The 14,322-nt window shown below is 35.8% G+C and carries 9 protein-coding genes and 2 pseudogenes; 2 read left to right on the top strand and 9 right to left on the bottom strand.

Annotated features, from left to right (window positions below; translation table 11 throughout):
* Position 1: 1 nt before the first annotated feature.
* From LLA01S_RS07540 to LLA01S_RS07505, 8 genes and pseudogenes are all read right to left on the bottom strand, one after another.
* Positions 2-1,942 carry a BglG family transcription antiterminator gene (locus tag LLA01S_RS07540; protein ID WP_061778080.1) on the bottom strand — a complete coding sequence of 647 codons (1,941 nt, stop codon included), beginning with the start codon at positions 1,940-1,942 and terminating at the stop codon, positions 2-4.
* A 174-nt stretch (positions 1,943-2,116) separates the two neighbouring features.
* Positions 2,117-2,758: a bifunctional 4-hydroxy-2-oxoglutarate aldolase/2-dehydro-3-deoxy-phosphogluconate aldolase gene (locus LLA01S_RS07535; RefSeq protein WP_011676669.1), complete on the bottom strand. Its 642-nt coding sequence runs from the start codon at positions 2,756-2,758 to the stop codon at positions 2,117-2,119.
* Between the two features lie 2 nt (positions 2,759-2,760).
* A complete protein-coding gene (locus LLA01S_RS07530; RefSeq protein WP_242515090.1) occupies positions 2,761-3,699 on the bottom strand; it encodes a sugar kinase in 939 nt (312 codons plus the stop codon).
* Between the two features lie 8 nt (positions 3,700-3,707).
* A pseudogene (uxaC, locus tag LLA01S_RS07525) lies at positions 3,708-5,126 on the bottom strand (glucuronate isomerase).
* Positions 5,127-5,138: 12 nt separating this feature from the next.
* Positions 5,139-6,020, bottom strand: coding sequence for an aldose 1-epimerase family protein (locus LLA01S_RS07520; protein WP_061778079.1), 882 nt, complete (start codon positions 6,018-6,020; stop codon positions 5,139-5,141).
* 59 nt (positions 6,021-6,079) lie between these two features.
* Positions 6,080-7,606 (bottom strand): MFS transporter, encoded by a 1,527-nt coding sequence (locus LLA01S_RS07515; protein ID WP_061778078.1) that lies wholly within the window; start codon positions 7,604-7,606, stop codon positions 6,080-6,082.
* Between the two features lie 185 nt (positions 7,607-7,791).
* The gene (gene uxuA, locus LLA01S_RS07510) at positions 7,792-8,868 is read right to left on the bottom strand and encodes a mannonate dehydratase (RefSeq protein ID WP_061778077.1); all 1,077 of its coding nucleotides are present in this window, start codon (positions 8,866-8,868) and stop codon (positions 7,792-7,794) included.
* Between the two features lie 156 nt (positions 8,869-9,024).
* A pseudogene (locus tag LLA01S_RS07505) lies at positions 9,025-10,659 on the bottom strand (mannitol dehydrogenase family protein).
* A gap of 383 nt (positions 10,660-11,042) precedes the next feature.
* On the opposite strand from LLA01S_RS07505, the gene LLA01S_RS07500 reads away from it, so the two are divergent.
* Positions 11,043-11,723, top strand: coding sequence for a GntR family transcriptional regulator (locus tag LLA01S_RS07500; RefSeq protein ID WP_011676494.1), 681 nt, complete (start codon positions 11,043-11,045; stop codon positions 11,721-11,723).
* A gap of 63 nt (positions 11,724-11,786) precedes the next feature.
* Here the strand turns inward: LLA01S_RS07500 and uriT are convergent, their stop codons facing one another.
* Positions 11,787-13,217: a uridine transporter UriT gene (gene uriT / locus LLA01S_RS07495; RefSeq protein WP_021165548.1), complete on the bottom strand. Its 1,431-nt coding sequence runs from the start codon at positions 13,215-13,217 to the stop codon at positions 11,787-11,789.
* Between the two features lie 519 nt (positions 13,218-13,736).
* Here uriT and LLA01S_RS07490 point away from each other — a divergent pair.
* Positions 13,737-14,322, top strand: a 586-nt coding sequence (locus LLA01S_RS07490) for an IS982-like element IS982 family transposase (protein ID WP_061778076.1), incomplete at its 3' end; no start/stop codon positions are given.

Genomic DNA, 14,322 nt, shown 5'->3' with positions numbered 1-14,322 from the left:
ATTATTTTTCTCCTTCTTCTTCTAAAAGTATTTGTTCAACTTCTGCTGCATTTGTTGCTGCAAGTAACTGACTCAAGCGTTCTTTATTTGATAATATCTTAGTAAGTGTTGATAAAGCTCTAAGATGGGTCTCATTATCAATGGCTGCTAAAACAATAAAAAGTTTAATTTCATGCTTTACATCATCCATCAGTTTTACGGGATGTTCACATCTTAGAAATGACATTCCTAATTTTTTGACTCCTTCCTCTGGACGAGCATGAGGAAGAGCGATTCCTAATCCTAAGTCAATATAAGGACCGAAAGCCTCTACTTTATCAATAATAGCTTTGATATAACGCTCTTCAATTTCATGTTTATCAAGAAGGGGTTGCGCGGCTAGTTCAATTGTTTCTTGCCAGCTTAATTCTTTATTGGTAAATCTTATTTTTTCTTTTGTAAGTAAATCTGTTAGCATAACTCCTGATAGTTTCCCTTCTTTTCTTGTACGATTTAACTTTTTTTCAATAATCTTTATTAAATCTTGTCTATTTACTGGGTCTTTTATAATAATATAAGGTTCTATTGAATCTAAAATAGTTTGAGCAGATGGTTTTGCAAAGCCTAGGAGCTGAAAATCTTGCAAAACTTGATTATAGAGTTTATTTTCTTCACGTTGGTCTGGGAAAGCGGACATAAGATAAACTTTTTTGTCTGATTTTAGAGGAACTGTCGAAAAAATAATATCGTATGAATTTATAGGTAATTTTTCAAAATGAGAGACCCGAGCACTTAAAATAAATTCCATTGTTGGAAATAAACTCTCTAATCTTTTTTGCATAATTAAGCTTGAACTAATACCATTCACACAGAGTACGATTGCTTTTAATGACTGCCCTGAGTACTTGTTTTTATAAATCTCTCCACCAAATAAAATCACAAAATATGCCTTCTCAGATTCTGAAATTTCACCAACCTCATCTTTTAATGGACGAAGGGCGTTATCCATCAATAAAAACAAGGAGTGATATTCATTTTTTATTCGTTCAAGCAAGACATTTTTCAATTCAAAATGATTTCTTATTCGATAATATGCAGGAGTTAGATGAGCTAATAGTGCCATAAAGGTCTTTGTGAAATCATCAAATTCAATTGCAGCTAGTTTCATAACATTTTCCATGATGTTAAAAGCCATTCGGTATAAACCATTATCTTGCCCAATTGCACTTTTACCGTCTGACATCCCAATAATTAATGATTTGAGTAAGTCATTAATGTTTTCACTATTCTTTTCGAAAGTTCTATGCCTTAAGAGACATGCAAACAGTAATGTCGAAAGATAGCGACTATAAACAATCTCAATCTGTAGCTCTTGCATCATCTTTTTCAATAGCTGATTATTCTTAAAAATAGTTAATGGTTTTTTATCATTTAAAACTTTTGATAAGATATAAAATCCTGAGTCCTCAGATAAATTTTGTAAAAAGTACCAAGCCTTCTCCTGCAACATTTTCTCCTCAAAATTAAGGTAAAATCCTTTTTTTCTTGAATATTCAACCTGAATATTTTCGCTCATTAGCTCCTCTCTATGTTTTTTTAAATCACTTAAAATCGTATTTTTACTTACTTGAAGATAGGTTTGAAAGAGAGATATTGAAAGTGGCGTTTTATTAATAAAAATAAGTAAATAAATTAATGACCGCCTTTCAACTTCTGTTAAAATAAATGTCTTTTGATTAATAGAATATCTAGTTTCTTCAAAATTTTCTACTTTATCAGGAATTGCTAAGAGTCCATTTTTATATTCCAATTTTTTTAAACTTTGTTTTTCTAATTTTTGATTAAATTCCTCCAGCATTCGATAAATTTTTTCTTTGTCAAGATTAGTGACCTCCAGTATCCGCTCTAATTTCCATAATTTATGATTTGAAAAAAAGAGAATGTCTAAATCATAATTAATCATAGAAACGCTCCCTTGTATTTTTTATTATAACTCAATTATTTTACCAAAATATAGCGCTTACAGTCCAAATTACTTTTGCTAAATAAAAATAATTGGACTGAACTGTAGAAAATAAAAAAACTCCAAAATTTGAAGTTTTTTTATTATTCAGAGGGAAAAATCAATAGCTAAACCTTATTTCTTAGCTGCCTTAAATGCTGCCATAAATTTCTTAGCATTTTCAGTGACCATCCCATAATCGTTGGTGGCTGCGGGAGCCGTGACCCCACCTCCTGCGCTAACAGCTACTGCTCCTGCTGCGAACCAATCAGCAACATTATCGACATTTACCCCTCCTGACGGAAGGATATTAATATAAGGAAATGGTCCTTTTAAATCTTTAATCATTTTAGGACCCGTAATATCTCCTGGGAAGAGCTTGATTAACTCTGAACCGTATTCTAAAGCATTTTGCGCTTCAAGTGGGGTTAAAACACCCGGAACATAAGGAATTTGATAGAGGTTGCAAATTTTTGCGACTTCTTTATTAAAACTTGGACTGACAATGAATTGAGCCCCAGCAACGATAGCCAAACGGGCAGAGGTTGGATCTAATACTGTTCCAGCGCCAATCACTACTTCTGTTCCAATATATTTAGCTACCAAATCAGAAATAACCTCGTTGGCTCGAGGAACCGAGTAAGTCAACTCAATTGATGTGATTCCTCCAGAGACAACGGCTTCTACGATTTTTAGTGCCTTTTCACCACTTTCGGCTCGGACAACCGAGACGACTCCTGATTCAATCACTTTATTTAATAATTCTGCTCTTTGCATGATTACTTCTCCTTATAAAATGCTTCTAATTCTTCTTTTGTGGGATAACCTTCACTATCTCCTGAACTTTGAACCGCTAAGGCCCCAACCGCACAGGCTCGTTTGACGGCTTCTTTTAGTGTTTTCCCTCCAAGTAAAGCAGACTCCAGACCAACAGCGAAACCATCTCCGGCTCCAACAGTATCAATAACCTTTGTCACTTTGAATCCTGAGAGGGTAAATGATTCTCCACTTTTCAATTTTGCGAAGGCACCTTCAGCCCCCAATTTGACAACAACAGTTTTTGTTAGAGGACTCTGCTTGAGATAGAAATCTGCAATTTTTTCTGGTTCAGATGAACCGGTCAAGATTTCGCCTTCATTTATTCCTGGCAGAATGATTTGACTTCGCTTTGCTAAATCATTGATTGTTCTTATCATTTTTTCTTGATTATCCCAAAGTACAGGTCGTAAATTAGGGTCAAAAATGGTTAAAATATTTGCTTCATTTAACTTTTGATTGAATGTTTGAAAAGTTTTTAAACTGGTCTTAGAAAGGGTAGGAAAAATTCCTGAAAGATGGGCAATTTTTATCTCTGATAAATCTATCGTTTCTAGTTCAGAACTAGATAAATTAGCGGCGGCAGAGTTTTTGCGATAATAATCGACAGTCGGATCGCCATCACTCACTTTTTGTTTCAAATAAAAACCTGTTGAGTATTTTTTGTCTTTGGTTAAATAGGAATCGTCAATTTTAGCCTTTCTTATTGATTCAATAATAAAATTTCCAAATGAATCATCACCAACTTTAGAAATATAAGTTGCTTCATGTCCTAAACGACTCATTCCAATCGCAACATTTAACTCAGCCCCTGCTAGAAATTTGCTAAAATGGTCCGCTGCTTCTAAGCTTATATCCTGATTTTCTGAGGCGAGAACGACTAAGGGCTCACCAATGGTTATAAATTAGCTCATTGCTTAGAATCCTCATTTTTAAAGAAGCCAAAGTAGTCATGAACATTGTTATAACTTATATCTTCAATCATTTTTCCGAAAAGTGCTTCATCATCGGGAATTCTGCCACTTTCAATCAGTTGTCCAACAAAATTACAGAGGACTCGACGGAAGTATTCATGACGTGGATAACTTAAAAAGCTCCGTGAATCTGTCAACATTCCGACAAAATTGGGCAGTAAGCTTTGTGAAGCAAAAATTTCGAGTTGTTTTTCCATTCCTTTGGCTGTATCATTGAACCACCAACCAAGCTCCCAGTTGCAATTGTTGAACGCCTTCACCTTGGAAACAGCCAATCAGTGTCGCTAATTCAAGCCAATCATTTTGATTAAGTGAATAGAGTATCGTTTTTGGTATAATTTCAAGTTCTGCTGCTTTGCTAAATAGTTTGGTTAGTTCTTCTGAAATGTTAGCTTGGGTCCCCATACTATCAAATCCAGTATTTTCGCCAATTTTCCGAATAGCAGGACCATTGATTGAGCGGTTAACATTGACATGAAGTTTCATTGTCCAGTCAAATTTTTTATTTAATTTCATAATTTCAAGAATTAATGCTGTAATGTATTGATTGTATTCTAGGTCTGTTAAAGTTTGTTTTTCTTTAGCTCTCTGAATGATTGAATCTAAATCTACATCATCCGTTTCCGCAAAAGTATAAGTGGAAAGAGAGTGGTCAGACAAACGTCCACCGAGGCTTGTGAAAAATTCAAATCTTTGTTCAAGTGCCTTAATCATTGTCTTAAAGTCCTTGATTTTTATTCCAGAAACTGCTGACAGTTCCGTCAGATATTCTGCAAAATGTCCGTCAGTAATGGAAATTAAATGGTCAGGTCTTAATGCTGGCAGAACCTTAAAATCTTTTTCTTCTTTGGCTAATGATTTATGATAAGAGAGCTTTGAAACAGGGGCATCTGTTGTACAGACGACTTTGACATTTGAATTTTTAATCAATGCGCGTGGTCTGAAATCATCTGTTGCGAGCATTTGGTTGGCTTCGTCCCAAATTTCTTTTGCTGTTTCGCTTGAAATCAACTTATCAATATGGAAAAATCGTTTTAATTCCATATGTGTCCATTCATAAATTGGATTTCCTAATGATTTTTCAAGCGTTTTTGCAAAAGCCAAAAACTTTTCGTAGTCATCACCATCGCCAGTAATCAATTTTTCAGGAATGCCATTCGCGCGAAGTAACCGCCATTTATAATGGTCTCCACCTAGCCAAATTTGTGTTAATTTTCATATTTTTTGTTTTCATAAATTTCTGCTTGTTCAAGATGGCAATGATAATCAATAATTGGCATTTTTTCCGCATGTTTATGAAAGAGTAATTTAGCATTTTCATTATTTAGTAAAAAATCTTCTGATAAAAATTTCATGATTCTCCTTTATTATTTTCTATTAAAATTTAATTCAACTTCGTAAGTTTTAGACTCATTTGCTTTGAGGAGGATGTTCCCTTCTTTTTGCAAAAGTTCTTGTTTCTGATTGACAATATCAGGCAAGCCTTGAAATGGCTCAATACAAAGATATGAAAGATTTTCATCTTCTTTTGTCCACAGGCAAAGATAAGGAAAATCCACCATTTTCATAGTCAATTGATAGTCAGAGCTTTGTGAAAAAAGTTTCACTTGCTCAATTTTATTGTCAAAAATGACTAAGCCTTTTTCAAAGAATTTTCTTTCAAGTTGAAAATTACTGACAGACTTTGTAATTTCTTTGATTTTTCCCGAGCGATAAGGAAAGGGATTTTTGACAATTTCAAATTGTTTTAAGCTCGTGTCCTGAGTCTCAAAAACAAGTTGATAATCTTCAAAAGTTCCTGACAAGTTAAAAGCCGGGTGAAATCCCAAAGCAAAAGTCAAGGATTTTACTGACAGGTTTTTGATGTCAAATTTAATCTTTAATTTTTTACTGACCAATTGGTAAGTAACTTTAAATTCAAAATGAAAAGGGTAGGATTGATATGTTTCTTCGTTATCTTTAAATAACAAACTTAGCTGATCATCTTTTTGCTCAATAATTTCAAAGGAATAATCTGACGCAAATCCATGTTGCTGCATCGGGTAACTTTTCTGATCTAGCAAATATTCATCATCAGTTGAACGTCCAATGGCTGGAAATAAAATTGGAGCATGTTTGGGCCATTCAGAACCATTCCAAATAAAATCAAATTTATTTTCAGCATCAATCACATGTGTTAATTCGGCACCTTTGGGATTAATTTGGACAGTAAGTTCATTATTTTTCAGTGTTAATAATTGATTTTCCATCGTTTTTCTCCGATAAATTTACTGACAGAAGCTGTCAGTAAACTTTTAAGCTTTTGTCACTAAATATCTGCTTGGTCTGGCCAACATTTTTCATAGGGATGACCTGTCAATAATTCAACGACTTGACGTGCTTCTAGTGTGACATCAGCTTTTGAGCCACCCTCTTCAAGGCGTTGTAGTTCAGCTTTCAAAATATCATGATTGGCACGATTAAGTTTGAAAGTACGAGCGGCAATCAAGGCAGCCACTAACAAGCCAATTGGAACAAAGATGAAAATCAACATAATCCCGTGTAGAATACCTAATGGCGTATTAGCATGAGTCGTCATTGTAGTTGAATTAAAGCCAATTTCTTCAAGAGCCCAACCAGCAATATATGTTGCAAGTGCCCCTGTTGATTTACGAAAGAAAGTCATGACAGAAGCATAAACGCCAGCCTTATCTCCATGTGTAAAAATTCGATCAACATCTGGAATGAAAGGAAAAACATTCCAAGGGGTAAATTCTAAAATTCCTCGCCCAAGTTGATAAATGATAGAAACAATCACAAGCATCCACATTGGATTATTAATTCCCGTCAGATAAATGACTAAATAACCGAGCATGGCGACGATAATTGACAAATAACTCAAAGTGAATAAATATTTTGGACCGCGAGTGACCATCAATTTAACTGCCGCAATGGTTGATAGAATCCCAAATGCCGAGAGGGCTTGCAAGACCCAAGGAGCATTAGCAGATGTTCCAGACAATCCAATCACGATAAAAGTTGGAAGCAAAGTAGAATAGAAATCTTTTCCTGTAAATGATAGTAAATAAACTAATAAATGCTTCCTGAATGATTTGTTTTTGAAAGTCCCAAAGTAATCTGTCACTGTTTTTTTCATAAATCCTCCAAAACCAAGCCGCGGTTGAGCATCTAGCGCTGCTAGAAATTCTGGACTTAGGGGGCGTTCCCAACTTGCACGCCAAGAAGTGAAGATGGCAATGACAAAAATAACTGTCCAAGTAATTCCCGTATAAAGATAGGCATTAGGATTGTTAAATGATTTAAGTACAGCCAAGGTAAAGAAGACAATAGCCGTCCCAGTTGCCGAAATGAACATTCGGCTTCCTGAGAGAGTCGTTCTTTTTTTATAATCAGGCGTCATTTCCGTAGGCAAAGTTTCCCAAGGAATTAATATCATCGAAATCGCCACTTCAATAGCAACATAAACCCAAAGATAATATTGCCAACTACTAGTTGAAATCCAAAACATTGGAAATAAAATCGCAAATAATATCCCGCCGAGCGCAATAAAGAAATGATGTCGTCCATATTTTCGCCCTAATTTTGTCCGATAGAACCGGTCAGTAATTGCCCCAAAAAAGAGGGACCAGATGGCATCAATAATCCGACCAATCCCCAAAACTGCTCCTGTAAATAAGGGACTTATTCCTTGTGAAAGAACAAAGACAAAGATGACGCCAGAAACAATATTGTTCCAGCCTCCGCCCATTAAATCGGTCAAGCCGTAAAGAAGACCACGCCTTGTATTAATTTCTTTTGGTGTGTAAACCCATGAAGTTTTTTGTTTTTCTGCCATTTTAAACAGATTCTCCTATTTTTATATTTTTGTCAGTGAAAATTGACAAATTTTTCCATAAACTTTGTTAAGTTGTGAACTTTGTGAAACGCTTACTCCGTCGTTCTAAATTTAGCGGAGAAAAGTCTCCGCACATTTTTTTCACAAAAAGTTCTTTAAAATAGATTCCTTCATAAAATTTTTATTTACTGATTATTTTTTTCAAGAGCCTCCCAAAGCCCATTAAGATAACTTGCCCCAAGTGCACGGTCATATAAGCCATAGCCTGGACGTCCTGTTTCTCCCCAAATCATTCGACCATGGTCTGGACGAATATATCCATCAAAACCATTATCATACATGGCTTTCAGTATTTTATACATATCAAGGGAACCATACTCCGACATATGAGGAGCTTCGTAAAAATCTTTTTCACCACTTGGCAAAAATTTGATATTTCGCACATGTGCAAAAGGAATTCGGTCTCTTTTGATAAATTCAGCCATAATTTCATAGACATTATTGGCTGGATCTTCGGCAATTGACCCCGTACAAAGGGTGATTGCATTTGATGGACTATCTACAACATTACAAATCCAATCTAAATCCTCACGATTTTTCACAACACGAGGAAGACCAAACATAGGATATGGTGGGTCATCTGGGTGAACCGCCATTTTAATTCCAACTTCTTCACAAGTGGGAATGATTGCTTTTAGAAAGTAGGCAAAGTTTTCGCGCAATTTATGCTCATCGACATTTTTGTAGGCTTCAAAGAGGTCTTTCACTTCTGACAATCTTTCTGGTTCCCAACCTGGGAGTGAAAAGCCACCATCGGCCGCTTGAACACGGTCAATAATTTCTTGAGGATTTTCTGGAATGTCCCCAGCAACAAAAGCCATCGTTTGCGAATTATCAGCTAAACGATAATCCAAATCTGATTTCAACCAGTCAAATACAGGCATGAAGTTATAACAAATGACTTCAATTCCAAATTCAGCAAGATTACGAATCGTTTCTTTATAGTTCTCAATATATTTATCACGAGTCGGTAGACCAATCTTGATATCATCATGAATATTGACAGATTCAATTACTTTTAAACTTAAACCTGCGGCTTCAATTTCCTCTTTAAGGGCCTTAATTCTCTCTTTGGGCCAAACTTCTCCTGCTGGAATATCCATAATCATTCCAACAACTCCTTTAACACCTGGAACTTGGGCAATTTCAGAAAGTTCTACCTTATCTGCATTTGAACCAAACCAACGCATTGTCATTTCCATTTTTATACATTGCAAATTCTGTCAGTGTCAGAATTTACTTTCCTTTCTTTTAATTGACTCATATTGTCAGTAATTTTTACTGTCAGGTCCTACATAAACTTTCTGTCAGTAATTTTTAAGTTTATTTTTACTGACAACTCATAATCTGAGCATCTGTCAGTAATTTTTCCCATGTTTTTTTAGAGCATTTTGTAGCGTCGCAAGTACAGCCCCTTTGCCTTGAATCATCTCTTCAAAGTAAGTCTCAATTTTTTCTGCTAAGCCCGTTTGATACATCTCATGTGGGAAAATTTGATGATTAGATAAGATGGGTTTCAAAATTTCATGAATTTCTTTTTGACTACCATCTAATTTTACCTCGGCAACAAAAGCTTGTAACTCTTCAAGAAGAGGGTCAGGACTTGGAGAAAAACTTTCTAACTCATCATTAATTCCGATCAAATAACGGCACCAAGCTGCAATGACTAATGGAATAAATTCCAATTCTTTGACAGAAAATCTTGGGTTGGCAATATAGTGGCCAATCGTTACCCCATAGCGAACAGGAATTTTTTGTGACGTATCTGCCGCAATTCTCTGTGGTGTATCTGGAATATTTTTATTTGGTAAACGTTTAGTCAGTAACTGGTCAATAAACTCTGTCGGATTGATAATTTTCGGATTCTTAACCACAGGCAAAGCCTCACCATATCCTAAATTTTTAATAAGTGCTAACAAGTCTGGATTAGCAACTTCTTCCCAAATTGAATGATAATCTAATAAGCTTCCAAAAATGGCTAAAGCAGTATGAAGAGGGTTCAAACAAGCTGTAACTTTCATCTGGTCAGCATCATTTACCGTTTCACGGTCAGTCAAAATAACTCCTGCTTTTTCTAAGGCAGGTCTCCCGTTTGGAAAGGCATCTTCAATCACCAAATAATGAACTTCTTCCGTATTACCAAAAGGAGCGATATTTGTATGTTTTTGACTATGTAAAATTTCTGTATCCTCAAAACCGTCAGCTGTCAGTAATTCTGCTACTTTTTCAGACGGATTGGGAGTGATTCGGTCAATCATCGACCAGGGGAAACTAACTTTTTTAGGATTGATGAGATAATCATAGAAATCTTGTTCTACGATTTCATTTTCAACCCAAGCCTTAGCAATGGTCAAAATCGCTTCCTGCAATTTCAAACCATTTTCTGAAAAATTATCTGTACTGACCATGGCAATCGGAAATTTACCGGCTTTAAATCTTGCATAAAGGAGATAAGTAATTGCGCCCATATTGGTTTTGGGCTTACTTCTTCCTTGCATATCTTCAAGTGCCAAAGGCGTCAATTGATCTTTGGAATCACGAAGTGAATAACCTTTTTCCGTAATTGAAAAAGTTGTGAATTGCAAAGATGGATTTTCAAATACTTTTGTTAAATGAGCCCAACCTTCGGTATTTTCAGAATTAAAATAAAAACTTTCGGAAACAGAAGCAATTAATTCTTTATCAAAAGTTCCATCCTATTTCATTGTTACTGATAGAAAACGATTATCATAAGCATGATAGATTTTCTCAATGACCTCATCATCATAAGTTTCAGCAACTATAATCCCAGAGTTCAGTTCTCCTTGATTTAACAAGTCTTGCGCGACAACCGCGTGAAAACATCTAAAAAGATTTCCTCCACCAAAATGAACCCAGACCGGATTATCTGTTGTTGATTCTGCGACTTTTCCTTGGTCAAACTTTGGAATATTAATCTTTGCCTCCGCAAATCTCTCGCTTTTTTCCAAGTAATTATCAAGCAATTTCACCATTATTTCTCCTTTAATTCAAAAGTGATATATCAGTTTCTCGTTTACAAAAACTAGTATATCAATTTTAAGTAACCGTTGTCAAGGATATATTTAAAAAAAGACAATGTTTTAAAGCATTGCCTTGATGATTTGATTTTAGACTTGCCCTACTTTACTTCAATTCAGTGTCGTGAAAGACAAAACAAAAAAAGAATAGACGGTGTATAGCTTTAACAAAAATGTCCCTTTTAGTCATTTTCAACACTGACATAACAGAAGAATACCTTAAGTAAAAGCTAATAAAAAAAGGAAATTTATTGCCCTTGTTTCACTCGGTCAGAATTAAAAAAAGGCTCACAGCTTGAAACCTTGTTTCGACCTACTGGCTGTGCTATAATTACAGAATGAATGAATTGAATTTTAATCTACAGAATCAAGCCTATAAGCAAATTACAGGTAAAATTCTCCGGAATGAATATCGTCCTGGACAAAAGATTTCACAAAAAAATATCGAAATTGATTTACAACTCGGTCGAACGCCTGTCAGAGAAGCACTTCTTCGTTTACGCCGTGATGGACTCATTTATAGCATTCCTCAATCAGGAACTTACGTCACAAAAATTGATTTAGATGCAGCAATTAATGCTCGATTCATTCGAGAAAACCTTGAAGCTAAAATAGTTGCTGAGGCAGCTTCTTTAAATAATAGTCTTTTGCTAAATCAAGCACGTGATGCCATTGAACTTCAAGAAAAATATGCTGCCAATGCTGAATATCACAATTTTTTTAATGCTGATGAGGAATTTCATAAAACCTTTTATTTGATGACCAATCACGCTCAGGTTTGGGACTGGCTTCAAACCATTAATATTCAATTCAACCGATTCCGTTGGCTGCGTCTTGCGATTTCTGATTTACCATGGAATACCTTGATTGAACAACACAAGGAAATTTTAAAGGCCGTCGAAAATCACGATGGAGAAAAAGCCGTTGCTGCTGCTGCCAAGCACTTACACTTAATGTTTGATGAAGAAATGGCAGTTTTAAAAGCTTTCCCAGAATACTTTGATAATTTACCAGAATAAAAAACTCTGCCGGAATTCCGTCAGAGTTTTTTGATGAGTAATAAATTAATATTTATTCAAGGTTTATTTTACAGTCTTAGAATCTGGAATCAAAAACGAAGTAAAGAAAGCAATAATAATAAGAATCAATCCTGTAACAATCCCACAAATATAACCAGAACTGCTTCCACCAACACTCGTATGTAAAACTGTTGGTACAGCATATAAAATAATGAAACTGAGACCAGCTCCCAGATTAAACATTCCAGCATTTAATCCCGGAAGATAGCCTGGATTATCCTCTGGTGAAAGCACAATTCCGAGACCATTTAACATAATATTTGTTATTCCAGCATAGGTAATCCCAATGAAGGTAGATACCAACAATAAAAGCCAGATTGAAGGTTGTAGCACGCCAGCAACAGCCAAAACTATTCCGATAATCGTCGTTAAAAGCCCCACTCGAAGGACCTTCGCAAAACCAAAGCGAGCGGCCAAGAAGCCTGAAACAGGACCAAAGAATAAGCCAGCAAGCGCATAAGGAGTAAGGGTGACAAGAGAAACCATATCTGCCCCAAGTCCCAAACCAAACTTACCATCTTGACCTAAAGCTGGAATAATTCCATTCATAATTGCAAAAACACCAGTCATTGTTAATAGAGTTGTAATTAATAATCCCCATGTTCTTCTTTGCTTCAAATAATTAATAGGAACCATCGGATGGTTCACTCGTTTTTCCACTTGCCAAAATCCAACGAAACAAATCAGACCTAAAAGAGCCAAGACTGAAGCTAAAAGCCAATTAGGAAGTCCAAGATTTCCAAAGCTTCCTTGCAAAGCATTCACCGCACTTAAGAGCGCACCCATTGCTACTACTAAAAGGATGACTCCAGTCCAATCCATTTTTGGCGTATCTTTTGCAGTTGACTCTTGCGTTCCAAAACTTACTAAAAGAATAGCAAGTGCTGCCGTAATTCCCATAACAAAAAATACAGAACGGAAACCACCATGGCTCACTAACCAGCCACCTGCTAATGCATCAACTCCAGCAATTCCACCATTAATTGAAGTAAGTATGGCCATTAATTTTGCATATCTCTTCTCATTGCGCACTTTCACGTGCAAGATGATTAAACAAAGTGGAACTACAGGGCCAGCAGCACCTTGTAAGATACGACCAATCATCAAAATTCCCACATTTGTAGCAAATCCAGAAATAAGACAACCAATCATTGTTAAGGTAAGCATTCCAATCAGAACTTTTTTTCGTCCAATCAAATCCGCCAAACGAGGCAGAAACAAAGCAAATAAGGCCGCAGCTGTAAAAAAGATGGTTTGTGTCAGTGCTATAGACGAAGCTGTCGTATGTAATTGAGCCTGCATGGTAACCAAAGCAGGCGAGAGCATTGAAGCATTAAGCTGAAAAGCAAAGATTGCTACCAATAGGGCGACCATTAAAGCCACTATTGAGCCCACATTATCACTAGATTTTTGAGGAACAGTATTTTCTCCCATTTTTTCTCCTTTTTTTAGAGGATAAACTCTCTTTATGTTTCGCAACCTTAAAAGAGCCCCAGCTATCTATTATATTATAAATTTTACTTTTTGCGAAGTTTGAAAAGGCGACTTGGACAAATTTCTTACTTTAAGTCATGTTAACTCTCCATTATTTTGGATAACTTTTATTTGTGCCAGACACCTATTTTACGGTAAACAGTGTCACTATTCTTATCGGATAAATTATTATATAGATTTTTTTAAAATCTTTTATTTAAATCTCAAGTTTTTATAGAAAAAACAGCCAATATAAAGCTGTTTTTCATCAATTCATCTCATCTTACAAATACTTTTCTTATCTTGAATCTGGAACCTTCTAGAGGTCATATCCTGCATTTATCCCAGCCACTCTTGGAGTACCAAGGGGAATGTTTTTACTAATATAATACCCGAATTGCTAGTTAAGTTCATTGGAAAATAAATAAGTCGTGCTATCCTAATCTTAAACCACTAAGCATTAGAAAGCGTACGACTTATATGACTTATAATAGCACACTTCCAAAAGTTTTTGTTTATTTACTGACAACCATTGAGACGCTTTATCAAACGAGGGTTCCCCTTGAGGTTCAAAACCGAAAGAACGTCCATCTCGCAACATCAGATTGCTTAGTTATCGCTTGTTACCTATGGGGCGTACTGCATTTTAGTGAAACGCTTAAAGCTAAGCACCAATTGGCTCAAAGTTTATTTCCTAATTTCCTAGAATATTCTCGCTTTGTCCGCCGTTGTAATGCCCTCTTACCGAGTATCCAAGTCATTCGCCAAGCACTCGTCTTTAAAGAGGTTGAAGGAATGAGTGTATCCATTATTGACAGCTTCCCCATTCCTTTGTGTCAGCCTATTCGTAATTTCAGAAGCAAAGGTCTTGGAGATTATGCAAATGTTGGCTACAATGCTACAAAGGGACAGTACTTCTATGGATGTAAATGTCATGCTTTAGTCAGTGAATCAGGCTATGTCATAGACTACACAATTACTCCTGCTTCAATGGCTGATAGTTCAATGACCGAGGAAGTGTTGAGTCAATTTGGGACACCAACAGTCCTTGGAGATATGGGATATT

Source organism: Lactococcus cremoris subsp. cremoris NBRC 100676, assembly GCF_001591705.1.
GTDB lineage: Bacteria > Bacillota > Bacilli > Lactobacillales > Streptococcaceae > Lactococcus > Lactococcus cremoris.
This window is presented reverse-complemented; position numbering and strand designations above follow the sequence as displayed.